Genomic DNA, 22,436 nt, shown 5'->3' on the forward strand with positions numbered 1-22,436 from the left:
ACCATATTGGCGCACCGTCCTTCAAGGAGAGCGAGCATGTGCTATTCAGCCCAGATCCAGGCGGACTACCGCAAGTACGTCAGGATGTTTGGCGCGCACATGAGCATCCGGGAATTCGCCCAGCTGTACTGGGAACGCGCCGAGGGCAGCAACATCAAGATTCCGAAGGCGATGGACGCCGCGTTTTCGGTTCCCCAGACGGATGAGGAACGCCGGATCAGGGAAGCGATCGACCGGTTCAACGGCGACCAGGCCACAAAGCTGGAGCAGGAACTGTTCAAGCAGCGCGCGCGACTCGCCGACGCGGAACGCACCCTTCAAAGCAAAACGACGAAAGCGGCCACCGAAAGCAAGCGGATCGCAACCAGCAAGATCGAGTCGGCGCTGCGCGGACTCGACGATCTCCGGCGCACCGAACTGGAAGATCGCGATTCGCGAATTTTCCCCGGTAACTATGCTCCGGTGATGGTCATGGAAGACGGCAAGCGCGTCATCAAGCCGATGCGATATCACTGTCGCCCGGCTGGCAAGCCTGCGTTCTACGACAAGAAATATCCCGGACTATACAATGCCAGGTTTGACAACCTTGAAGGCTTCTGGAAGGGAGTTTTTGGGTATTCGCACGGACTTATCGTCGCGAATGCCTTCTATGAAAACGTCAAACGACATCGCCTTGAAGGGCGAGACCTCGCTGAAGGCGAACTGGAGGAAAACATGGTCCTGGAGTTCAAGCCACAGCCCGCTCAGGACATGCTCGTCGCCTGCCTGTGGTCGCACTGGCAAAGCCCTGGCGAGCCCAATCTGCTCTCGTTCGCGGCCATCACTGATGAGCCACCGCCTGAAGTTGCCGCCGCCGGCCACGATCGCTGCATCATCCCGATCAAGCCGGAGCATATCGACGCGTGGCTCAATCCCGATCCGCGCGATCTTGCGGCACAGTACGCGATCCTCGACGACCGCCAGCGCCCGTACTACGAGCATCGGATGGCCGCATGAACCGTAGGGCCGGCGTCCGAATGCCGAAATAAATCGTTATCTACGGCGAACGTCGCAACCCACTTTCGACTGCGTCGCAAGCGAAGTAAAGATAGCGGCACCTATCGCCGACGTCGGCGGCGACGTCCTGCGGTCGGTTTGAACGGCCGTTATCGGGCGGATCGAAAGTCCCATGAGGTCGCGTGCTGCCGTTCGTGGCAAGGCACAAGTCGATCGCACGACGATCGGCAAGGTTCGGCCAGGAGGAGACTGTCGACGTAGCGATTCGAATCGTCAACAATGCCATTTTTCGATTTCGGGCATGCTGGAAGTCCGGTAGCTTTTCGAGGTAATACGATAAACGAAGTTTTGACATGATTGTCTGAAATCAGTCCGCTAGCCTTGGTGGCCAACACGCCCTATCAAGCCAGGGGCTGTTCCTGTAGATTGCCACCTGCCAACCTGACGCACAGCCCAGCTAAAATACCTGGAACGCAAAAAACACACGATCGGGGCTCCCCCATGACACCATCAGACGCGTCGGACTGGCAGAAATTGCCCGTCCGGATCCAACACGCATTGTTAGCAGGGTGGAATGCTGGCGCAATGCCCGCCTCAGCTTCAGCGCTGTACAGCCGCTGGTGGCAGCTGGAAACGTGGCTGCGCTCGCTGATCTACGTGGAATTGCGCAGCGCGCTTGGTGCCAAGTGGGCGGACCTTTTGCCGTCTAATTCGGCGAATCGTCAGCAGCAGGACGAAGCGTACCACTACATGCAAACGCCCGATGCGCAGGATCAACTCGCGTATTTGGATGCATCGCTGCTTCTGCAACTGACACACGATCAGTGGCAGTTGTTCGGTTTGTATTTGCCGGCTCAAAAAATCTGGGCAGGCCGAATCGAGGAGCTCAAACAGATCAGAAATCGTATTGGCCATTGTCGACGGCCCCACGACGACGATCTTGATCGCGTGGAGCAGACACTGCGTGATCTCGACCGCGGCGCCGTCCGAGCAACGTCATCCTTCAACGATCAATCACGGCCAAACGTGGCATGGTCGGATGTCCTGGTCCGGGATTGGGTGCACAAAGGCCACCCCTACGCGCATCTGATTGACCATGCGACTAGACAGTACGACACGAGCTTCCGCCTCGCGGTCTCAACCCGTCCATGGGCACAGTCTCCTGCAACCCACGACACTCAGCTTGGCGCCCGGGCGGGCTTTGTGTGGCACGCCTGTTGGTATTTCCGGGGGGGACGCTTCTTCGATCTTAACCAGTTCTGGCGTGAGATCGAAGACGATAAGGACTGCATCATGCTCGTTTGCGCCGATTCCCCGTCGAGTCTTCAGGTTTCGTTTTCGGCAGTTGAAGATCAGAGTCAGGTCAGCGATGTAATCGGCCGAAGCTTCGATTCTGCGCTGGCAAACCTCCGCTTCACTCACTACGACGAGGATCCCGTCACATGGGCGAAGCGGTTCGCCAATATTGATCCGCGTGTGCACGCGGGGACGCCTTGGGCGGCAATGGATCCCGCGATGCGAGGCGTCAGCCTATTTTCCGCTTGAGCGAATGCTCAGCATAGCGACCGTTCGGCGATAGCAGACTTAATGGAGGCGCTCGGCGGCCTTGTGTTCTGAACGTCCGTTTTGAAGGAGCTCGACCGGCCGCTTCACGCCATGAAGCGGCCTATCGCAGTCGAGAATTTTGCTTTTCACCGTGCTACTTCCACATCTTTAAATTTAGCCCGCATCAGACGAGGGGAGAATTAACTCGTAGCCTCACTATAATCAGCCATCTGGATCATTTGTGTTATCCAGTCGTTAAAGGATCGTCGGAGTATGGCAAGAAATAACCGTGACGACTTCACCCTTGCCACTAAGCACGCGTTATGTCTGCGCGTAGGCACCCATTGTTCAAATCCAGAGTGTAGGAAGCCGACGACCGGTCCGACGACAGTCAAAACCAAAGTCAACAACATTGGTCAGGCCGCGCACATCGCTGCAGCAGCTTCGGGACCCGGAGCCGCGCGCTACGACCCAGCTATGACATCGGCTGAGCGCAAAAGCATCGATAACGGAATTTGGCTTTGTCAGAACTGCGCGACAAAGATCGATCGCGACCCTGAGCGCTATCCGGTTACGCTGCTGAAAGAGTGGAAACGCCAAGCTGAAGAAGCCGCTGACGCAGAGCATGGACAGCCTCCCGTCTCCAAAGCGGAATTCGAACTCATGAAAGCGGCAGTTTTCAAGACGCCGCTGAGTCGTACCGTTTCAACCGCTGTCGCAGAGATCACACGTTTGGCGAAGGAGGAGCTGGAAAGGGCGGATCCTAGATTCGCCGTCCAGGTGAACAAGTTTGGAAACACTACGCAGATAATTTTTAGCGCGAAGGAGCCGGTCCAGTTTCGGGCCAAGGTCGCCCCGGACGCTCAGACCGAGTTTCGAACGAAGATGCGGGCATTAGCCGAACATGGATTGCCAGTTGAAATGGATGCTTCAACCATTCGGTTGGAGGGTTCGGCGCTGCTGGACATAATTCCACAGGGAACAGGAACGATCAAGATCGACACGCAGCTTCGCAAAAAAGCCGTGCAAAAAATGCTGTTACACGATCCCGCAACCAACGCAGTGTTCGTAATGGATGATTTCGTAGGCGAAATTGTCGCTGGCACTCAGTCGCTTACCTTCGAAGGGCACGCATTCGATGGTCTATATGGTCTGCGCTATCGGTTTGAACACGCGTCCGGACCTGTGCAGCAGGATCAATCCGTAGACTTCACGTTCAGCTACAACAGTTGGAGAGGGAGAACGGTCCGTGGGCTCCCGTATTTTGACAAGCTGTATCGATACTTCGATGCCCTACATAAGGGATGGACAGTCTCCTGGGCTTTGGAGGTGGAGGGAGTCGAGCTACTAACCGGAAGTAGCCCAAGGCTTACGACGCCAGAATTCATCAAAGAGGAACACTTGATGCTGACGTACATTAAGTGTGCGCGAGAGCTCCTCGTATTGTGGAACTTCGACGTGCCGTTCAATGACACGCCGATTTCGTCGGCGCACATTGACGACGTCTACGCGCTTTGGTCCCTACTGTGCAAAGCCCCGAAACAACCGAGCGCGGAACTTGGTCGGGTGCATTGTCGAATCGTGCCTCAAAATGAGGAAGAAGCGACGGCTTTGCGAAATTCGGTGTTGGCTGGTCAACCCCTAGCAACCGCGTTTAGCCGGGAATTTCCTGAAGCGTTCAACTTGGTGGGGAGCTTTATAGCGGTTAATCCAGTTCGTCTTAATTACTCTCAAGTCTACTTGAGGAAAGGCGTCCGAACGAACGACATCAAAGCGGGGAAATCTCTTCGATTGGAGATTGTGCCAACCAAAGATTGCATCTTCTCGATTGAACAGCAGGAGCCCGCATGTGTAAGTGTGGTCGGCCCAGGAAAGAAAGTTGATCACACGGGTGAAATCGAGACGACCGCGCGGTAAGCACCTTCTTCTGAGCACACGTGTTTCTGAAACGGTCGCGGTTTCTCGTACTGAACGGCCGCTAAATCCAGAAAATCGGTCGTTCTGGGTCCTGCAGCAAAGGTCGGCGTCCTATGGAATGATCATCGGCCACCACGCCGGCATGTTTTCGTGTTGGGCCAGCACCGCACCATTCTTTACGATGGCTACGGGACGATGAGTATTCTGCCCGTCGTCCCGATCCCGTGAGTTATCGAAGAACATTGCAAGCGGTACGATCTGTAGGGCCTTTTGTGCGTTGGCAAAGACGCGCGGGAACCGAGTGTGCTGCACGTCGGAGGGCACATCATGCCCTCCCGACGCAACCCGACCGTGGACGCGCTCTTGGGCAAGATCGACGTCATTGAGCCCAACGAACAACATCACAACGTAGTAGCCTGCTTCCACTCCACGTTGCAACTCCGCGAGCTTGTAACCATAGGGGTCGGAAAAGACGGTCTCGAAGACGAAATGACATTGAGCGCCAGAGGACGCGGACAACATCAGTTCACGACGACGCGTTGCTTCGGATTGCGCCTGAAGGGCAGTCTCCTGAGTCTGCGGCGCGTCCGGATATTCCTGAGCCGCCTCGTTCAGCTCACGCTCAATCTCGTCGGCGTTGATGTACTCAGCCCCCAACGCATCCTCGAGCATCGGTTCGAGCAATTGACGCCATAGCGTGCTCTTGCCCGCCCCATTGGGGCCGGCGATCATGACCATCAGGGATTTGTTCCCCGCGCCTGCGCCGAGCTCGTCAAGGAACGCGTCGAAAAGCTGCTCACCTGTCAATCCAGATCCATCCCGAACTTGTTCGCGTTCTTCCGCAGGTTTCCGATGCCCTTCTTCAATGCGACGTGCTGCTCAGTGCGATGTCGTTGGGTACGCGCAGTCGGGCTGGTGGCTCTCGCCAGCAGCTCATATACCTGCGCGAACTCGCCAGGATCCAGCTGCGGTGCGCAGAGTATCTGTAAAAGCGTCGTGCTTCGCTCTGGGACGGGTTCGACCAGGTATTTCCCGGCAAGCGGCGCGTAACTGCCCCATTGCTTGGCCAACTGGTACAAGCGCCACAAGCGGTTGCGGTTGGACAGATTGAGTTTTTCCATCCGTTCGGTACGTAACCATGCGTACACCGTGATGCGCTCGATGTGCAAGACTTGTGCGAGCTGCGTGACGTTGAGTCCGAATGCCTCGCGCAATTCTTCCACCATCTCTGCTGGCGTAGTCAGCTTCGGTTCGGACTGACGCTGCGACGAACCGAGTTTGAAGGGTAGCGGCACCGCAGTGTTGACGCTCGTCCCAAGGTATTGCCAGAGGTCGCTAAGGCCGATCACTATTGTCGGCACGGCCGTGCCACAGTCGACCGACTCGGCCGTCACCGGCCGAACACTGGTGGCTCCGGATTGACGCCACATTGCATTTGATCCGATCGTCCAGCCCAACTTCGCATCACGCTCGGAAGCGTAGATCATGTGTTGTCTCCTGTTGCTGCTTCGGGATCCCATTCGCGCCGCGCCAGCGGAGTAATCATGGTGCGAAACGCCGACGATACGTCGGTGTGCATTTGGGTGAACAGTTGGCTCAGTGTCGCACGATCGGCGCGGTGCTCGCCGTCTACCCATCGGTCGCTGTCGATTACGCCGCACTCTCCAGGCGAAGCTTGTGCTGACTGTTGGCGAGGACTCAGCATTCCCTGGAGGTCCATCGGCAACGAGGGCACGCCGAATCCACGCATGAATTGCAGGCGCATCCTGCCAACGTGATAAGCGACATCCACCATGGAGACGTGTAGATCTGGTCCACGCATGGCGCCGGGCAGCGTTGGCATGCCGGTTAGGTTCCACGGTGCGTTGACATAGTCCTCTGGCCGCCGGCCATGCGGAGGCACCAAGAAATCGACATAGCGTAGGCCAAGTCGCGTTACGGTAGTGACGTGCACATCCGCGAGTGCTTCGCTGATGTCGAGCCAGGCCTCCCGGAAGTGAGACGAGTCGACGTACGACGTAACGGCATACGTGAGAGCCCCTTGCTGGACACGCACCATTGCGTTGACGTCGTTGTTGACAAGGTCATAAGCAACCGCAGGGGTAGTCCGTGGCGCGTTAGGAGCGGCGTCAAGATTAATCTCAATGCTCACGCTATTGGTCTGACTAATTGTCGGAAACCGCGCTCCGAGTCTCGTCACGATGGCGTCGCGCAGATGCTCCGGAGCTGCTGTCGCACTCGGCAGAAATCGAACCTGGGCGAGTACAAAAACCAAGGGCGCGTGCGCCCACTGCCCCCTCTGGGGGACGGTATCCCTAGTCAAGCAACCTCCTTTCTCAATTGTCCATAAAAAGATTTTACACCAGACTTTACACCTTACACAAAATCTGACACACTGATTCCATCTTACACAAGATCTAACAGTTGATCTGTTGATAGGAGTCGACACCATGTCTAATGCCGCGCAACCCACGACGAAAATCGTCCTCAATCTCGACGAGATCGAGGTGCACCAAGAGAAGCTGACGTATGCGCAGCTCGTGCACCTGGCCTACCCGCAGGACCCGCCAGCGGATACATCGGATTTCATCTACACAATCACGATCACCTACCCGGACGGGGAAAGCCTCTCGCTGGCGCGGGGGGATAAGCCGGTGCCGGTCAAGGAAGGGATGGTGTGCCATGTCCGCAAAACCGGCCGTTCTTGATTCAGCGCTCGCCCCGTTCCTTGCGGCGGGGCTGCGAGTAACGGTGCAGGGGGCCCACCTGCTTCTGCACGACGTGCCCGTGGTCGACAACCAGAGGCAACTGCGGCTAGGCACCCTCGTCGCCACGCTCGTCTATACCGACAGCCAGGTGACACCACCGGCGACCCATCAAGCGTGGTTCGATGGCCCGTTCCCCTGCTTCGCGAACGGTTCCATGATGGAGCAGTTGCGACACACGGACGTGGCGGGGGGAATAGTGGCTCCTGGCGTTCCGGCCACGTTCTTCTTCTCAAACAAGGATGACGGCTGGACGGGTTACGCCACCCACTTCGACCAACTGATGCACTACTGGCGGATCATTACGGACCAGGCGCGAGTAATTGATCCAAACTGCACCCGGGCCTTGGGTCCTGGATCGTCGCTGGTGGCACCTCGAACTGACCCATTCCGCTATCCGGACGCCTGCTCAGCGCGCGGAAACTTCGTGATGGTCTCAGAGCGGTTAGCGAATCTCCGCATTGCAATCGTGGGACTAGGCGGGACCGGGTCCTATGTGCTCGACCAAGTAGCCAAGACACCGGTTCGCGAGATCCATCTGTTCGACGGCGACATCTTCGAGGTCCACAACGCCTTCCGGGCGCCCGCGGCAGCCAGTGAATCTGATTTCGGCAAGACCAAGGTCGCGCACTTCTCCGCTCTGTATGAACCGATGCGGACAGGCATCATCGAACATCCGGCGTACGTGACGGAAGTCAACGTCGGACTGCTCGGGCAGTTTGACTTCGTCTTCGTCTGTGTAGACAAGGGGCCCGCGCGGAGATTGATTTGCTCCCATCTCATCGACCAGGGCGTGCCCTTTATCGACTGTGGCATGGACATGTCGCTTTCCACCGCACAGCAGATCTTTGGCACGTGTCGGGTCACGATAGCTACGCCGGCCAAGAGCAAGCATTTCTTCGATCGAGCCCCAACGATGGAAGATGCTGGCGATGCTCTATATGAACAGAATATTCAGATCGCCGATGCAAATGCCCTCAACGCCATCCTCGCCGTCATGCGCTGGAAGCAGCACTTCGGCTTCTATGCGATGAATTGGGACTGGCATCACCTCGAATTTGCTATCAGTGCGATGGCTCTGGCGAGGGCCGAAAGATCGGAGGGAACGGATGCGAATTGACCGGATCACGCCGGAACTGGTCGAACTTGCTCCCCGCGTGTTGCAGCCGGGGCGACTCTACATCAGTGAGAAATATCGTGCGGTCGTGCACCTTTGCTGTTGCGGATGCGGGGAAAAGGTAGTGACACCCCTCTCCCCTGCAGAATGGCAAATTCAGTTGGCGCAGGGGCGCGCTACGCTACATCCCTCGATCGGGAATTGGTCGATGGCCTGCCAGTCGCATTACTTAATTCGCGACAACCGAGTGATCTGGAGCGGGCAACTGTCGAAGAGGCAGATCAAGGCTGTCTTCGAGCGCGACCAGCGGGATCTGCAGGCGATGCATCGCGGCACCCAAGAGCAGCCGACGGTGGAGCAGAGTACTCCAAGTCCCTCCCCATCTGGAGGGGAACGAGCGGACGCAGGTTGGCGCGCACGGCTGAAAGCGTTCTGGCAATGGCTGACTCGCTGACCTCTTGGGGACGCAGCGTAAACTAGCGACGGGACAACTGACAGTGATGGCGAAAAATTGCCATTTTCCGAAGCCTGTTCACGTCCGTGCGTATGTCCGCTTCCGTCAAGGCCGCCTTGAGACGGTTTGAGAACATTGCCGGTCGTGGCCGTCCGCTTAACAGCGGAGTTGTTTAGAAAAGCTGGAGTACATATTGCCCCAGCTTGTTTTCCACATCGCAATACGGAAGTAGGGAAGAAAATCCATGAGCACAAGCAACACGACGTTCAAATGCGTGGCCAGAAGGATGGAAGGGGGACAGGGCCATGAGCACATTACCTTTCTGTGGTGGATTAAAGTAATTGACGGCAAGGAAACCACGGAGCAGGGCCACTCAACCCGAGAACAAATGGTGGCATTCATCGAAGCACAAGGTAACAACTCGGTTTGGTGCCCTGACCGGAATCCGAACGTCACGGGAGCCTGGGTGCACACGCATAGCAATGGGCGGATTAAATACGTCCAGACAGTTGCGGACAGCCGTAAGACCGATAACCTGCTTTCGCTTCCACTTCGATAGTCAGGCCCGCGGTCTGGGTGACATCAGCAGCGCCGGCATCTTGCCCACCACGCCCGTACCGCCTTGGCTTCATCGAGCGTGCGGCACAGTGAAAATGCCTTGCTCATCGCGAGCGCGTGATCGGCGAAGCGCTTCTTGCCATCCCTCTCGCCAAGCACGAAGTTTGCCGCGTCGCTCCTATGCGGGGGAGTACCATTTTCATTACGCTCTACAACGGCCACGCCGAGTCGACATGCGCTCATGGCTTTCTGCCTGCGAAAGTTATTCAGCAGCTTCGTTGCCAGTAACAGAAGTGATGAGGCGCACGCTCAGGATGCAGAAGTCCCTGTGGAGCGCCTCATCGGACACAGCACATGGCTCCCGTGTTGACGTAATAGAAGTGATCTCCGCTATACAGGTGCGGCCGGTATACCTCGACATCGAAAACTCGTACTCCCGCAGTTCAAGCAGATCCCCGACCTGAAAATCGCGATCATTTCGGCGCAATTCGTGGGTCCGCGTGCCGAGTCGAATAGCATCAAAGAAACGAGGCCAACTCTTAAGGACGTGTGTTGTTTTCGACATCAGTCTTCCTGAACGACGAATTCGGAGTAATCAAAATTCAGTTGAAACGGACCGGCTGTGACGGGAGGCTCCACCGTACCAACCTCCTCAAGGACCTCACGGGCGGCGGCGTCGAAGGGGTCGCGCTCGATAGATGAAGTCTCCACCTGGCTGGAGGATCGGACAGGTGGCGCCAAGTTGCTTAAACGTTCAAGCGGTGTTTTTCCGAGTGCCTGAAGACCATCCAAGAAGCCCTTCGCCATCCACACGATGCCCTTAAGGCTTCCATCATCTATAAAAAAATCGTCCGCTTCGCTATCGATATAGATCACGCCTGCGACCGCGCTTGGGGGGCTGTGTAGCCCGGGATCCGTGGGCTCAAGAATTGGAATCGCAATGACGAATCTGACCTTCGTCGACATCAAGCGTGTTGACTCCCTTAGCCGTCTTGACGGCGAAGACATATAGGCGTGGAGCTTCCCAGGGTCAACAGACGGCAAGGAGCGGATAACTCGCCTAGTATAAAACGCTAAGCCAATGGTCCCCATATGGATGGGGAAGGTTCTTCCAATCCCAGACTCGTCTTTCCTCTCTAAGGCGACACCCTGATAGTTACACGCTTGCTGTAAAACTTCCTGGCCGCCAAACGACGCAACTCGATGCAATGTCACTCGTAGCCGCCGGCTTGGGTTGTGACCGTGACGCAACGCGCCCGCAAGACTCGCGCAAAATGCCGTTGCCATAAGAGCGGTTGGGCCCGGCAAGTATTCCTTTTTCCAAGCGGATTTGGTGCCTTCAGGCAGCCGCTTGGCGTCGTCAGCCCGACCCGGAAAGCCGAAATAGCCTCCGGTCCAATTTGGTATGTGCGGTTGAAGGAAATACCCTCCATCATGCTTCGCCTGCATTTGTTCTATTACGTCATACAGGTGCGGTGACAAGACGCTTTTCAGAACTTCGTCTCGCCGGGTCCCATGGCGACGCACCACACGTTCTTCGCTGACCTCGTTCTCTTTCTCGAGGCAATCGGTGCCGCGCGATGACGGGAAGAAGCCGCCGCATTTATAAAGGAGGTACACAAGCACCCGGTTTTGGAATGAGATTCTTCGGGTCGCCGGGTCAAAAAGCTCGGAGAATTTCTTTACCTGCAAGCTTAAAATTACCTCTGTGTCTCGCCTCAATCGCTGCGACATGCGCGCGCGCACCGCCTCAAACGCGACTCGGTGGCTAGAACTGACAGTTTCGAGCGCATCGAATAAGCCCTGTTTGGCATCGGGGCCAGTATGCTCGCTCTGAACTCTTCTGAGTTCATCGATCAACGCACGCTCGCCAGAAAAGAGCTCGCCCAAGATGCGATCCTGGCGAAACTGGGAAACACGGAGGCGCAACAGATCCATCATGGCGCCATCGCCTTGCCCGGAAACGACAAATGTATGTCGTTGGCTATCTAGACTGGGTTGAGCGTAAGTCTCGTTTCGCCAGTAGGACTGTGGCGTGTCACGCTCGGTACCAAAACCAACGGCGAGAATGACGATGTCGAATGACTCTGAGCTGCCAGTGTTGACCGATTGATGCCTAGGGACGCCGTGTCTCGCGTCAGGAGCGTAGGCCGCAATGCCATCTTGCGGATCGCGTTGCTCGCCGACCCATTCAATGCGTAGGCCGTCCCTGTCGCTACCGATTTCATGCACTTGGACGTGCCGCGCATTGCAGTACAAACGCAACTTACGCTTCGACTGCTCATGCCAGTCGTGATATGCCTTTTTCCACTCACCGAGGATCTGAACGACCACATCGGAGGCGCGCGCCGCAGTCCAGTTAAGCACTGGGAGCAGAGCTGCACCCGATAGGCTGCCAACTGCAGGCCAATCGTAGATGTGTGGATGCAGCCATCGCGAATCACTGCCTTGCTGTAGCGGTAGCAACGTATCGCGCTGCTCAAAAATAGTTATGTCCGCTTCAACATCCTTTCGAAGAAGACCTGCAGCAGCAGTAAGGCCAGCGAAGCCGCCGCCGATGATGGCAATTCGTTCCGCACGTGGCTTCGCCAAATCCTTGCGTGGTGCGACTCGCGAGAGGACCGTACGCTCTTCAACAAGAGACCATATTAAATTCAACGCCCTCGCCTGCTGGTCCAACACCGTCACGCCCGCATCGAACGTACCGAGAACATAAATCTGGTGACCCGGAACCTTGTAGCGCGCAAGCAACTCTTTGGAAGTAGAATTTTTAACGCTCACTGGTCCTCCCGCGAAGCCAGTGTTCAAACAAATTCCGAATGTTCACAAGGTCTGCGTCGTCTTCCACGCGCATTACCTTTGCACTGGGTAGTTGCTGTACAAGCTCGTCCAAGCGATCGGCTGCATCGCTTATTTCAGCTGTTGAAATATTTTCGCCCGCTCGATTGCGCAGTCGGAGTCGCTCCGCGATCGTGCGCTCTGGCGGCCGCAAATGGATGTATCCAAGCGGAGGCCCGACCGACTTCAACAACGCGCTGTGCACCGTTCGATAAGCGTCAAGGTCATCGTCATTTAGACGCATAGATGCCCAGAGGTCATCAGACGCAAATGACCAATCGCATAAGGCGACGCCATTGTGCGAAGCCGAAGGGCACGATGCTGCCAAATAGTGGTGCTGTAGCAAGAACGACAAGTCGTACGCCAAAAAGCCCGTGGCAGCGTTTGCCCCAGGAGTATTCCAGTAGACGTTATGCTCGTGCCGCTCTAGCATCAGCGGCTCGCGGCCATTAGATAAGTGCTGTGCGAGGGTCGTCTTTCCCGAACCGAACACGCCGAGAATTTCGATTCGCGAGCACAGCATTGCTTGCCTCTGCGGATGTCGCAGCAGTGTCACCATTTGAGATCGAACCTTCTAGGCTGCATGCGCAGTAAGTTGCGGGTGCGTTTAAGTTGACGCCGTCGCGACAATCAGCCCGCTGTTGAAGGCCGCCTTAGTGGCTGACTGACGCTATGTGCCATGGTACCAAATAGATCACCAACCCCAAGGCGGTGCCGAGATGATCCGGCGGGTTTTCCAATGGCACCCAGCTCAAACCGCGCGTTTTCAATGGGCCGCCTGATGTTTTACCGTCGAGAGGCCGCGAGCCCATAGTTTGACTGTCGGTTGCTCGAGCAAACGGTTGACTCTGTGGATGTAGGCCGCGACTTCGTTGCGCGGCGGCGCCGAACGATTGGTTTGTCTGGCGATGAGGCCGTCCGCCGCGGCGCGGACGTAGGATGCCTCGGGGATAGTCCGGATATGGTGTGTTAATTCCGCTTCGATGAACGGCCCTCAGTGAAGCGAAATACAAGCGGGAGCCGTTCAGCACCAGCGTCGACAGCCCTAACCTTCAAGCGTCCGAAGTTGTCCGGTCGACTACGCTCGCCATCGCGTCAAGAAAGTGTTAGAGAGCTGAGTTGACGACGACAGCAGCCGGGCGACGACTGCTGATGACGCTGCGCTACCAATCTAACATTCTTGCCTTGGCCCATATAAGCAGCGCAATTTCTTCTGGATTCGGATCCATCAAGCCGGCGGTGGCGCCTGCCGAACCAGTCACCCTGTTCACGCCCCAGATTCTCTGATGGGTCACAGTCGTCGAAACAACTGGTCAGCAGGCTGAGGCGGTCGCTGGTCCGCAACCGCATCGCACGGCTCACAGACAAACCCGAGGCGAACCCCGCGCTGGCCGACGCCAGCGCCCTGCCTGCTCTTGCCTGCAAGATCCCGGGTCGCCGGCGACGACCGGAACGCGCTATGCAGCAAAATCGCTACATCTGATAACTGGAGTTATCACGAGTGGCGAATTTGCTTGGCAGATTTTGCGTGCTCCGCCATACTTCGCTGGAAGGCCCGCCCGGCAAGGCTTTGCCGGAACCTGTTTTTTCTGGACAGCGACTTAACCCGGAGACCGCCCGATGACGCAGCCCGAAATCGACCTGACGCAGCCCGACGCCGTCAGGCGCGAACTGCTCGACGACGACCGTGCCGTCAAAGACGAATTCGCGCGGCACCTCGACGGCGAGCTGAACGAGCTTGCCGAGGTCCTGGCCGCCTGCTTTCGCCTGCTGCCCGCGATCAACGAGGCGGCCAACCGGCTTCAGACGCAACGCAGTGCGCTCGTCGCCGGCTTCGCGTTCGGCGTGCTGGACGACCTCGTGATCTCTACCAAACTCATGCTGTCCGGCAAGGCGCCTGCCGCAGGCAATGTCATGCGTCAAGCGGTCGAAGGCATCGCCATGTCCATGCTCTGCTCGACGGACGAACTGCTGGTGGTCGAAATGAAGAAGAAACAAACGCCCGTCCGGGCGCGCTATTGGGAGAAGGTCTGGAGCGGCGACAGCCGGACACAGGGACACCTCGCAGTCACGCAGCTGGACTGGAACGCCGCCACACTGAAGCTGAACGGCGACGGGGTCGCACGTCTGCGTCACGCCAGGAATCACTACAACACGTTCAGCCACTGCGGCACGCTGACGATCGCGAGCCGGGTCGCGCTCGACGTGCCCGGGATGGTCTACGTCGGCGGCCACTTCGATCCCGCGAAACTGGACGCATATCGCGTCGAGATGAATGAGCGGATCGGCCTGTGTCGCGTGCTGCCGCCGTTCATGGACCGCCTGCTTGCCACGATGCCGCGGCCGGCCGGTCGCCCGCTCGCGGCGGCACAGCCAGCGGAGCCGGCATGAAGCCCGCTGCGCGCCGGCTCACGCGTCAGCACTTCGCGCTGTATCGCGGCTGGTTGGAAGGCGCCGCGATCGAGGGGCTGCACTCGGCCTACGGTGAGGCGGGCAGTGACGTGCGCCTCACGCGCCGGCTCATCACCACGATGCGAGACGCGCTGGCCGTGGCGGCCCGTCGCGCGCGCGACATCGAGGCGGCCCACCTGCTGCGCCTGAAGCCCGGCAGCATCCCCCTCGTTGAACTGCACGGCCGCGACGACGTGCCGACGCTCGAGGACTACCGCGCGCAGGTCGATCCGGACGGGGTCTACGGCGAAGCGGAGCTCATCGAGCTCTACCGGGGGGATTTTCCGCCGCCGCCTTCGCCCACCCTTGACCGGAAAATCGCCCGCAATGCGCGGCTGCGCGCCCGCCAGGCCGCAGCGCTCGAGCGCATGGAACGCGCGCTGGTTCAAGACCCTGCGCCAGAGCACCCGCTCGACGGCTGGTTCGAGCCGGCGGTCGCGGCGCGCCTCGCCGCTGCGGGGCTGACCACCCTCGCCGACCTGCTCGCGCTGATCCAGCGCCGCCGGCAGCGCTGGTACACCGCCGTGCCCCGGCTCGGTCCGAAGGGCGCGCAGCGCATCACCGACTGGCTGGATCTGCACGCGCGTTCGCTGCACTGCATCCTCTCCCCGCTTGCGACCACGCCGCGCAGGCAGTTCGCGGTGGGCCATCCGGTGCTCACGCGACCGGCCGTCAGCGCTGACGTGGCGCCACTGGAGTCGCTGCGCGTGCCGCCCGAACTGGATGGATCGCAGGGCCTGAACCGGGCGCCCGTGCCCGCCCACCAGGCGGAACTCGCCACCGACCTGGACGCCGTCAACGCGTGGATCGCGATCCGCGGCGAGCGCAGCGCGCACACCGCCCGCGCCTACCGGCGCGAAGCCGAGCGGCTGCTGCTGTGGGCGATCATCGTGCGGCGCAAACCGCTGTCGTCGCTCAACACGCTGGACTGCCGCGAGTACATCAACGGCTTTCTGGCCGACCCGCAGCCGGCCGAGCGGTGGATCGGCAACGGCAAGGCCGAGCGGTTCGACCCGGCCTGGCGGCCGTTCGCGAAGAAACTGCCGCCGGCAAGCCGGGAGACTGCCCGCAAGATCCTGTCGGCCCTGTGCAGCTGGCTGGTTGAGGAACAGTACCTGCTGGTCAACCCGTTTCACGGGCTGCAGAAGGTGGACAGTGCGAAGCCGCTGGTCGACGTGACCGGGCGCACGCTCACGCACGCCCAGTGGCGGTTTGTGCTGCAGACCGTCAGCCGGCCGCTGAACCTGCCCGGCGGCTCGCCCGCCGACCAGCGCGACTATTTCGCGCTGCTGCTGGCGTATGCGACGGGCCTGCGCCGGGCCGAGCTGGCCACCGCCACCACCGGCGCGCTATCGCGCAAGGCACTGGATGCGGCCCTCGAGGACGCCTGGACCCTGCGGGTTATGGGCAAGGGCCGGCGGGAGCGGCAGGTGCCGATGCCGCACCGGCTGATGGAGGCGCTCGCGGCGTCGCTGCTGCTGCGGCCGACGGCCTGCACGTTCGAGACCGCGCCCGCCGGCACGCCGCTGATCGCTCACCTGAAAACCGGCAAGCCCCTGTCGCCCGATGCGCTGGCCCGGCTGTACAAAGCCATCTTCAAGCGGGCCGCGGACGCACTCGCGTCCACATACCCCGGTGCCGCGGCGGATCTGAAACGGGCCAGCACACACTGGCTGCGCCACACGCATGCGAATCACGCGCTCGACGCCGGCAGTGACCTGCGGGACGTGCAGACGGGCCTGGGCCACGCCAGTCTCGGCACGACGACCCTTTACACCAAAGGCGACGCGGCCCGGCAGTACCGCGCGGTGGAACGGTTTTTTGATGCGGCGCTGGAGGATGCTGCCGCCGCGTCGCCAGTCTGATCCGGCCGAATTCTGGCCAGCAGGCTCGAACTTTGAGAAATCTACATGACTGGCCGCGTGCGCTGTCGTAAGGTCCGAGGCGGGGCGTAGCTGACCAGCGGATCCGTGGACACTTCTGGGGCAGTTGTCGGCACATCTCGGCCCCATATGCGGCCCCAAGTGGCCTGTGCTGCCACGTCCAATCGGCACTCGCGGTAGCAGCCATAATCCGTTCCGAATAGCGTTCGGATCGCGACACTCCACCCATGGCATGCGGCCGCGGAGCATTTTCGCCGCGGTACATGACTCGGGGCCCCTCGCAAGCAGGGCCTCCTCCGGCGAGTGTGCCTAGTAGCACACTCTTCCTACGCCCCGCCGCTAAGGAGGCGCCGTCGGGGGTGGGCTAACTCCAGCCGTACGGCCCCAAGGATTTCACGGCTATTCATTCGACTCGGGTGAGTCGCCTCGGAAGCGGGGCTCGTCCAAAAAGTGTGCCTAGTAGCACACTTCCGTTCGTCACCCTGCGCCTCCGGTGGACGGCGAACCGCGCCTGCCACCGAGGAACCACGCGGGTGAGCGCACATCGGCATCGCGTGCGCCGGCAGTTGTATAAGCACCCTGAATCTTGCAGCCGAAAAAAAGCCCGCACCGGAGGCGGGCTCCACACCTAATGGCAATGCCTCCACTCAAGAGGGGTCGCCGTTAAACAACTCGCTTATGACCTGGCGGATCCGGGTCTCCTGTGCATCTGACAGGACACCCGTTTTGATTTTTACGGTGAAGCTGTTCACGTCCTTGGTAATGCTGCCTGCGTGATTTTTCCCCGCAAAAAATTTTTCAATTGAGCGCTCGCGAGCCGTCTTGCTAGATGCGCGACGACCGACCAGGGCAGCAATCGCCGGCGCGTACTTACCTTGGTCTAGGTTTCCCGATACGACGTCCGGCCAAAGTTCGAGGGCAGCGGCCACCGCTTTCTCACCATGCTTCTTGATCACGTTCGCAATCGCATCGGCGGCATTGCCACCAATAAGCGTCGGATTGATATCGAGGTCGCTGGTGATGAACGCGGGTAGGCTGTCGAATGCAAGGTATCTATACAGCCCGCGCCGACTCATGCCGACAGCTTCGGCCAAACGCGTGCGATTTGGAAATTCCTTTTCGGTGCGGCGAATGGAGATGGAAATCTCATAGTCGGCCAGGTCATCCCGGCCGATGTTTTCCACCAGCGCCAGCACCGCCATATCCTGGTCCGTACAATCAACGACGAGGACTTTGATCTCCTCAGATCCGACCAGTTTGTGTGCGCGCCAACGCCGCTCGCCAGCAACGATCTGATAGGCAGACTCCGCTCGACGAACGACGATCGGTTGTAACAGCCCAACCTCGCGAATCGACTCCGCGAGTTCAGCTAACTTCGCCTCGTTGAAGACCCTCCGGGGCTGCCAAGGGTTCGGCACTATCTCTGACACGGGCAGCACTGATTGCGCGCCGCGCGTTTCCAGTTCCTGAATTTTGATATTGGCCGCAGCCAGGGCAGCAGCCATCCCCGGCCCGGTCTTCGGCTTATCGTTCGTTTGTCTAGAGGCTGTAACTTCGTCTTTCGGGATATCTGAAGCAGCGCGCAGATTGGCAGTCTGCTCGGCCATTCGAGCACGGATATTCATTTGCCGAGTCTCCACTGTTCGACATACATATCGTCAATCCACTTGCAGTATTCCCTGAGCGGCTGACGAACCCGCTCGACAGTTTTCGAACTCGCGTCCTTCTTGCTCAGGTCAAACACCGTCGACAATGCAAGCGCGCCGCTACTCATTGCCGAGCTTGCCGGAATTTCGGTTGTCGTAAGCCAGTCGCCATAGGCCCGTTGTGTCCATGGACGAACCACAGAAGCCGACGAAGTAGGGCTGTTATCGACCTTTGAAAGGATGATCGAAATGAAGTCGTACGCCTTGTTGGCCTCCCTCTCCATGAAGTTACTCGCGATGTCGGAGAACAGCCCCCAGAACGACACAGAACTGATGAAGTCGAGACTTTCCGGAACCAGCGGCATGACCATCGAATCCGCAGCCATCAACGCATTGAGCGTCAGGTAGGACAATGAAGGCGCCGTATCGAGGATGATGTAGTCGTACTGGCTGCGTAGCGACGCGAGACCTTCCCGGAGGATTGCCCAGAATTGAAAACTGGGCTTAGCCTTGAGCATCGACGGGATGTAGAACTCCGCGCTGAACAAGGAGGGGTGGGCTGCGATGACGTCCAGACCGTCCCAGTAGGTCTGCTTGATGAATGATGACAGTCCGCCTTCGATCGTCTGGTCATAGATGAACGGCAAAACAGTTGAATCTTCATCAACCTCCTTCTCTGCATACAGGCCGCAAAGCTCGGAAAGTGATGCCTGCGGGTCCAAGTCGATGGCGAGCACTCGCCGACCGCGGAGCGACAATCCTTGCGCGAGACACATTGATGTCGTCGTTTTGGTCGAACCGCCTTTGAAGTTGGCGACGAGGATGACCTTCCCGTCCGCACCGCGCGACCCGGTGACTAGCGGCGACTGATATATTTCGGATAGCTGCTGCACATACGTCCGCGCCTCGGCCAGTGTGAAATGGCGGCTACGACCAGTACCCGATGCCTCACCCGCAGGCAGCGTGCTTCCTTCCCTTGTGGCCTGGTAATGAATCTTCGTACGGTCCATTCCGCAAAGTTCGGCGACTTCCGCCGTAGTAAATGACGGAGCCGATTTTCGCGGTTTCGGCGTGAGGATACTATTACGCAAGTCTTCCGTGAGCGTGTTGAGCGTCTCCGCGAAACCCGCAAGTTCACCCAAGGTCACTCTTCGCGTAATTGCCGGGAATTCTGCTTTGGACATGGTTTTTAAGGTTTAGCCCGAAATCGATACGAAGCGTAGAATACTAGAAAAATACAAAAATGTGCCCGTGACTTAGCCCCGTTTCCTAGAAACCGACGTTAAGTGGCTATTCCGCAACCAAAAACGCGTGCTAATTTCATAATATGGAATAACGCCGGCCCCGTTAGGCGTTCTACACATGTTTTTCCGAATGAATTTTGAAAGGTCATGGTGAGGGAAATTGTTGGATTAGTGACGGCTCGGTCACGAAGGTGGGTGAGAAGTTTTGTTGAATACATACCGAGAAGAGGCGAGCGGGTTCAATTTGAAACGGGCGCGATCCGTCTTGCAGAGAATCACTGCGCAAAACCGGGCGCCCCACAATATTCCTCACCATCATCGCTCGCTTTGTCGGTCCGCCCTCCCAAGCCCGCTCACCATGAGTGAGCAGCGTCGACAGCGATCCAACAAAACTTCTCACCATGCGATCACGGGAGTGCAACTCGGCACCCGCCACAATTCTCCTCACCATCGCGCCGGCAAAGTCGGGTTCTGCCTGGATACTCCCTAACTAGCGAGGCCATAACGCTTTTTTCCTTCTCCTCGTTTCGCCGTAGATAGCGCTGGCCAATACAAATTTGTTCACCGTCGCCAACAAAAAGCCTCACCACCGTCGCGGGTTAGGTCGCAGGAGCCCCCGCAACATCAGGCTTTGTCGGCAGATCAGACGATCTTCAACAATTCATCTCACCATCGTCCCGCCCGCAGGAGAAGATCTCACCCTGAACGGGTAAACACTTCACTTTCATAGAGGAATTTCATCCACCTTTGCCTACAAAAGGCCTCACCTTTTAAACAAAATCACTCACCTTTGTAGGGCTAATTCGTTGTATTTGTTCGAGTTTGATAGGCCCTGTAAGTTGGTAAGTTTGTTTTTTCTAAGACTTTAAAAAACACAAAACAAACAACTCGAGCCTCCCAGACAGAGCAACTTACCGACGCCATGGAGGTTCTGTTCTTGATCAATCAAGTTGCGAGGGTGGGTGAGCCGATTTGTTGAAACAGTATTTTCATGGTGAGCCTTTTTGTTTTGACATCTCACCTACGCGTGCTAGAGTTTCCGCGGCTAACAACTAAGAAGAGAGGGCCACGATGTCAACCGCCGTATCGACAAGCGCAACATCGCGGCAGATGTCGCTCGAACTGTTTGAGGAGATGCTGGCGTCCGACACGCCGATCCATAAATCAACCAAGGAAATCGGCTATCAGCGGAACAACGTTTTCGTTGATGTCACCGACGTCGGAGTCACGGCGCGTCGCCTGCTCGATGCAGCGCACTTCATTGTGGCGCAGGAGCCGACCACTCCGAAATATTACGACGTCGAGCTGAGCTACTTCAGGTGGCTCATGCGTTATGACAGCTACAACTATAAGCATCTGAGAACAGTCGTATCCGAAGCACAGAAGGCACTCATCCAGGTTTCCGCGGCGCCGCACGGTAGCACCTCACCTGAAAACGAAAAATGGGTATCCGTGCAACTGCTCGGCATTGTCGGTATCGACAAGGGACGCATAACGTTTGAAGTCCCGCAACCGCTCATCCGCCACATCAAGGACCCAGAAAAGTCGCACTGGTTGAGCCTTCGCATCACGTCGGCCTTCACCCTCACTTACGCACGTGCAATCTATGACCACGTCATTGCGTACGTGACGGACGGCATCACGGATTGGTTTGAACTCGATGTGATCCGAAACTGGCCCGGCAAAGCGGGCTCCAGCGCAACAGTCTTCAAGTATTTCAAGCGGGACAGTCTCGAGCCTGCGGTAAAGCAAATCAACGAAGTCTCTGACATCGAGCTCAGCTACGAGACGCGCACCGAAAGCCCGAAGTCCAAGAAGATTGACCGGATACGTTTCAGGCTTTCCAGGAAAGAAGGGGCCGACACCGTCCGCGCGAGCTTGATTGGGTTGAAGGAAACCTACACCACGTTGAAAAACGAATTCGCCTTCACCGAAAAGCAGTTCAGTGTCATCTCGCAGAACCGCGCCATCTGGTCCGATGAACGCATCCTTGATGCAATCGAATACACCCGCGCAAAGATTGATGACGCGAAGGTGACAAAGAGTCCTGCGGGCTATCTGATGAAGGCCATCACTGAGGGCTACAAGCTTTCAGAGGCTGAGCGCCGGATGAAAACGGTACTGGCCCAGAAAGCTACGGAAGAGCAGGCTGAGGTGACTGCCAGAGCCTCCACGAGAATCGCGGTTGAAGCGAACAGTGCCGCTCGTGAGGAAGAAGCCAAGCTGCGATTGGCCGACGAGGTTCGCGCTGGTCGCGAAGCTTTCGACCACGCCGACGCGCGGGCAAAGAAAGACTTCATGCGCGCGTACATAGCGTCTCCTTCTGGCAAGCTGGCCATCAAACGTCTCAAGTTCGACATAGCCACCATCGGCGAAGCAGATGTCCTCAACCACGCGGACCTTTCCTTTGCCTTCTACCATTTCGTGTACCTGCGCAACAAACCCAAGGCAGCCCGAGCGCGCGCCTGACCGGCAGAAAACTAACGGGAGCGTTGCCAACCTGAGGAAAAACGCGCACACGTTGGTCAACTACAGCGCCCGGCATCGCAAGGGCCTGCCGATCAGCAGCAGCATCGCCGAGTCCGCGATGAATCAGGTCATCAGCCACCGCATGGCCAAGAAGCGAAAGATGCGCTGGACTGACGAAGGGGCGCACTGCATGGCGCAGGTCAGGGTCGCGGTTTTGAACGGGAAATTCTCGCCCCACCGCATCTCGGCGCTCGAGATAGCCGCCCCGCGTCACGGCAAATGCATCGGCGCAGCATCGCCTGGCCGGCACCGACCAACGAACAGAACAGACCGTGCAACCATGCCGCACGCCAAGGCGGCCTGACGAAATCGGCCTCCCCAACTTTTGCACACTCCCGCCTGCGCGGGTCGTCGATCTCCCCCAAAGGGGGTTTGGGGGCGATCATTCGCTGAAAGTAACCAGCAGTCCGGCCCGGACCGGCGATGCCCTGGCAGCAACTACCGTCTCCGCCATTTTGGTATAAAATAAATGCCAAATGGCAGGAGGTGAAAC

At 58.2% G+C, this 22,436-nt stretch carries 19 protein-coding genes and 1 pseudogene; 11 read left to right on the forward strand and 9 right to left on the reverse strand.

Features of this window, described 5'->3' with window-relative positions:
• Nucleotides 1-36 precede the first annotated feature (36 nt).
• The 3 genes from FSO04_RS27555 to FSO04_RS27565 all read left to right on the forward strand — a co-directional run bounded on the left by FSO04_RS27555 (nucleotide 37) and on the right by FSO04_RS27565 (nucleotide 4,458).
• Nucleotides 37-996, forward strand: coding sequence for an SOS response-associated peptidase family protein (locus FSO04_RS27555; RefSeq protein WP_154564516.1), 960 nt, complete (start codon nucleotides 37-39; stop codon nucleotides 994-996).
• A 501-nt stretch (nucleotides 997-1,497) separates the two neighbouring features.
• Nucleotides 1,498-2,541, forward strand: a complete 1,044-nt coding sequence (locus FSO04_RS27560) for a Swt1 family HEPN domain-containing protein (RefSeq protein ID WP_166618258.1) — start codon at nucleotides 1,498-1,500, stop codon at nucleotides 2,539-2,541.
• Nucleotides 2,542-2,814: 273 nt separating this feature from the next.
• Nucleotides 2,815-4,458, forward strand: a complete 1,644-nt coding sequence (locus FSO04_RS27565) for a hypothetical protein (RefSeq protein ID WP_154564476.1) — start codon at nucleotides 2,815-2,817, stop codon at nucleotides 4,456-4,458.
• 111 nt (nucleotides 4,459-4,569) lie between these two features.
• On the opposite strand, the gene FSO04_RS27570 is transcribed toward FSO04_RS27565, so the two are convergent.
• Genes FSO04_RS27570 through FSO04_RS27580 form a run of 3 tightly spaced genes read right to left on the reverse strand, consistent with a single transcriptional unit; the run spans nucleotide 4,570 to nucleotide 6,910 of the window.
• Nucleotides 4,570-5,265, reverse strand: a complete 696-nt coding sequence (locus FSO04_RS27570; protein WP_233464997.1) for an ATPase — start codon at nucleotides 5,263-5,265, stop codon at nucleotides 4,570-4,572.
• Nucleotides 5,262-5,945 (reverse strand): helix-turn-helix transcriptional regulator, encoded by a 684-nt coding sequence (locus FSO04_RS46925; RefSeq protein ID WP_174825316.1) that lies wholly within the window; start codon nucleotides 5,943-5,945, stop codon nucleotides 5,262-5,264. Before FSO04_RS46925 ends, FSO04_RS27570 begins: the two co-directional genes overlap by 4 nt.
• A complete protein-coding gene (locus FSO04_RS27580) occupies nucleotides 5,942-6,910 on the reverse strand; it encodes a TIGR04255 family protein (RefSeq protein WP_166618259.1) in 969 nt (322 codons plus the stop codon). Before FSO04_RS27580 ends, FSO04_RS46925 begins: the two co-directional genes overlap by 4 nt.
• Between FSO04_RS27580 and FSO04_RS27585 the strand changes: the two genes are divergently transcribed.
• From FSO04_RS27585 to FSO04_RS27600, 4 genes are all read left to right on the forward strand, one after another.
• Nucleotides 6,909-7,166, forward strand: a complete 258-nt coding sequence (locus tag FSO04_RS27585; protein WP_154564480.1) for a multiubiquitin domain-containing protein — start codon at nucleotides 6,909-6,911, stop codon at nucleotides 7,164-7,166. The genes FSO04_RS27580 and FSO04_RS27585 overlap by 2 nt on opposite strands.
• The gene (locus FSO04_RS27590; protein WP_154564482.1) at nucleotides 7,141-8,343 is read left to right on the forward strand and encodes a ThiF family adenylyltransferase; all 1,203 of its coding nucleotides are present in this window, start codon (nucleotides 7,141-7,143) and stop codon (nucleotides 8,341-8,343) included. Before FSO04_RS27585 ends, FSO04_RS27590 begins: the two co-directional genes overlap by 26 nt.
• Nucleotides 8,333-8,794 carry a ubiquitination-like system serine protease family protein gene (locus FSO04_RS27595; RefSeq protein WP_154564484.1) on the forward strand — a complete coding sequence of 154 codons (462 nt, stop codon included), beginning with the start codon at nucleotides 8,333-8,335 and terminating at the stop codon, nucleotides 8,792-8,794. Before FSO04_RS27590 ends, FSO04_RS27595 begins: the two co-directional genes overlap by 11 nt.
• Nucleotides 8,795-9,038: 244 nt before the next feature.
• On the forward strand, nucleotides 9,039-9,353 hold the full coding sequence (locus tag FSO04_RS27600; protein WP_233464998.1) for a DUF3892 domain-containing protein: 315 nt from the start codon (nucleotides 9,039-9,041) through the stop codon (nucleotides 9,351-9,353).
• A 53-nt stretch (nucleotides 9,354-9,406) separates the two neighbouring features.
• Here the strand turns inward: FSO04_RS27600 and FSO04_RS48795 are convergent.
• The 4 genes and pseudogenes from FSO04_RS48795 to FSO04_RS27620 form a co-directional block, all read right to left on the reverse strand.
• A pseudogene (locus FSO04_RS48795) lies at nucleotides 9,407-9,523 on the reverse strand (type I restriction enzyme endonuclease domain-containing protein); the annotation flags it as partial.
• Nucleotides 9,524-9,614: 91 nt separating this feature from the next.
• Nucleotides 9,615-9,917, reverse strand: coding sequence for a DUF3850 domain-containing protein (locus FSO04_RS48800; protein WP_154564486.1), 303 nt, complete (start codon nucleotides 9,915-9,917; stop codon nucleotides 9,615-9,617).
• Entirely contained in the window at nucleotides 9,917-12,133 is a 2,217-nt protein-coding gene (locus tag FSO04_RS27615; RefSeq protein WP_166618260.1) for an NAD(P)-binding protein, read from the reverse strand. Before FSO04_RS27615 ends, FSO04_RS48800 begins: the two co-directional genes overlap by 1 nt.
• Complete coding sequence (locus FSO04_RS27620) at nucleotides 12,123-12,749, reverse strand: deoxynucleoside kinase (RefSeq protein WP_154564490.1); 627 nt, start codon at nucleotides 12,747-12,749, stop codon at nucleotides 12,123-12,125. The genes FSO04_RS27615 and FSO04_RS27620 overlap by 11 nt, the downstream gene beginning before the upstream one ends.
• 1,061 nt (nucleotides 12,750-13,810) lie before the next feature.
• Between FSO04_RS27620 and FSO04_RS27625 the strand changes: the two genes are divergently transcribed.
• Together FSO04_RS27625 and FSO04_RS27630 are read left to right on the forward strand one after the other, a co-directional pair.
• Nucleotides 13,811-14,581, forward strand: coding sequence for a hypothetical protein (locus FSO04_RS27625; protein ID WP_154564492.1), 771 nt, complete (start codon nucleotides 13,811-13,813; stop codon nucleotides 14,579-14,581).
• Complete coding sequence (locus FSO04_RS27630) at nucleotides 14,578-16,506, forward strand: phage integrase family protein (protein ID WP_154564494.1); 1,929 nt, start codon at nucleotides 14,578-14,580, stop codon at nucleotides 16,504-16,506. The genes FSO04_RS27625 and FSO04_RS27630 overlap by 4 nt, the downstream gene beginning before the upstream one ends.
• A gap of 665 nt (nucleotides 16,507-17,171) precedes the next feature.
• Here FSO04_RS27630 and FSO04_RS27635 read toward each other — a convergent pair.
• Both FSO04_RS27635 and FSO04_RS27640 read right to left on the reverse strand, forming a co-directional pair.
• Nucleotides 17,172-18,149 carry a ParB/RepB/Spo0J family partition protein gene (locus tag FSO04_RS27635; protein ID WP_233465000.1) on the reverse strand — a complete coding sequence of 326 codons (978 nt, stop codon included), beginning with the start codon at nucleotides 18,147-18,149 and terminating at the stop codon, nucleotides 17,172-17,174.
• Nucleotides 18,146-19,354, reverse strand: a complete 1,209-nt coding sequence (locus FSO04_RS27640) for a ParA family protein (RefSeq protein ID WP_154564496.1) — start codon at nucleotides 19,352-19,354, stop codon at nucleotides 18,146-18,148. Before FSO04_RS27640 ends, FSO04_RS27635 begins: the two co-directional genes overlap by 4 nt.
• 1,131 nt (nucleotides 19,355-20,485) lie before the next feature.
• Between FSO04_RS27640 and FSO04_RS27645 the strand changes: the two genes are divergently transcribed.
• Nucleotides 20,486-21,883: a replication initiation protein gene (locus FSO04_RS27645; RefSeq protein WP_154564498.1), complete on the forward strand. Its 1,398-nt coding sequence runs from the start codon at nucleotides 20,486-20,488 to the stop codon at nucleotides 21,881-21,883.
• A 52-nt stretch (nucleotides 21,884-21,935) separates the two neighbouring features.
• Nucleotides 21,936-22,247: a hypothetical protein gene (locus tag FSO04_RS27650; RefSeq protein WP_154564500.1), complete on the forward strand. Its 312-nt coding sequence runs from the start codon at nucleotides 21,936-21,938 to the stop codon at nucleotides 22,245-22,247.
• Nucleotides 22,248-22,436 lie beyond the last annotated feature (189 nt).

Origin of the sequence: Paraburkholderia madseniana (genome assembly GCF_009690905.1) — a bacterium.
GTDB classification, from domain to species: Bacteria; Pseudomonadota; Gammaproteobacteria; order Burkholderiales; family Burkholderiaceae; genus Paraburkholderia; species Paraburkholderia madseniana.

What these genes read in the sequence shown, in the direction of transcription:
- FSO04_RS27555 (WP_154564516.1), top strand. Translation starts at nt 37, where the DNA reads ATGTGCTATTCAGCCCAGATCCAGGCGGACTACCGCAAGTACGTCAGG.
- FSO04_RS27560 (WP_166618258.1), top strand. Translation starts at nt 1,498, where the DNA reads ATGACACCATCAGACGCGTCGGACTGGCAGAAATTGCCCGTCCGGATC.
- FSO04_RS27565 (WP_154564476.1), top strand. Translation starts at nt 2,815, where the DNA reads ATGGCAAGAAATAACCGTGACGACTTCACCCTTGCCACTAAGCACGCG.
- FSO04_RS46925 (WP_174825316.1), bottom strand. Translation starts at nt 5,945, where the DNA reads ATGATCTACGCTTCCGAGCGTGATGCGAAGTTGGGCTGGACGATCGGA.
- FSO04_RS27585 (WP_154564480.1), top strand. Translation starts at nt 6,909, where the DNA reads ATGTCTAATGCCGCGCAACCCACGACGAAAATCGTCCTCAATCTCGAC.
- FSO04_RS27580 (WP_166618259.1), bottom strand. Translation starts at nt 6,910, where the DNA reads ATGGTGTCGACTCCTATCAACAGATCAACTGTTAGATCTTGTGTAAGA.
- FSO04_RS27590 (WP_154564482.1), top strand. Translation starts at nt 7,141, where the DNA reads ATGTCCGCAAAACCGGCCGTTCTTGATTCAGCGCTCGCCCCGTTCCTT.
- FSO04_RS27595 (WP_154564484.1), top strand. Translation starts at nt 8,333, where the DNA reads ATGCGAATTGACCGGATCACGCCGGAACTGGTCGAACTTGCTCCCCGC.
- FSO04_RS27600 (WP_233464998.1), top strand. Translation starts at nt 9,039, where the DNA reads ATGAGCACAAGCAACACGACGTTCAAATGCGTGGCCAGAAGGATGGAA.
- FSO04_RS48800 (WP_154564486.1), bottom strand. Translation starts at nt 9,917, where the DNA reads ATGTCGAAAACAACACACGTCCTTAAGAGTTGGCCTCGTTTCTTTGAT.
- FSO04_RS27620 (WP_154564490.1), bottom strand. Translation starts at nt 12,749, where the DNA reads ATGGTGACACTGCTGCGACATCCGCAGAGGCAAGCAATGCTGTGCTCG.
- FSO04_RS27625 (WP_154564492.1), top strand. Translation starts at nt 13,811, where the DNA reads ATGACGCAGCCCGAAATCGACCTGACGCAGCCCGACGCCGTCAGGCGC.
- FSO04_RS27630 (WP_154564494.1), top strand. Translation starts at nt 14,578, where the DNA reads ATGAAGCCCGCTGCGCGCCGGCTCACGCGTCAGCACTTCGCGCTGTAT.
- FSO04_RS27635 (WP_233465000.1), bottom strand. Translation starts at nt 18,149, where the DNA reads ATGAATATCCGTGCTCGAATGGCCGAGCAGACTGCCAATCTGCGCGCT.
- FSO04_RS27640 (WP_154564496.1), bottom strand. Translation starts at nt 19,354, where the DNA reads ATGTCCAAAGCAGAATTCCCGGCAATTACGCGAAGAGTGACCTTGGGT.
- FSO04_RS27645 (WP_154564498.1), top strand. Translation starts at nt 20,486, where the DNA reads ATGTCAACCGCCGTATCGACAAGCGCAACATCGCGGCAGATGTCGCTC.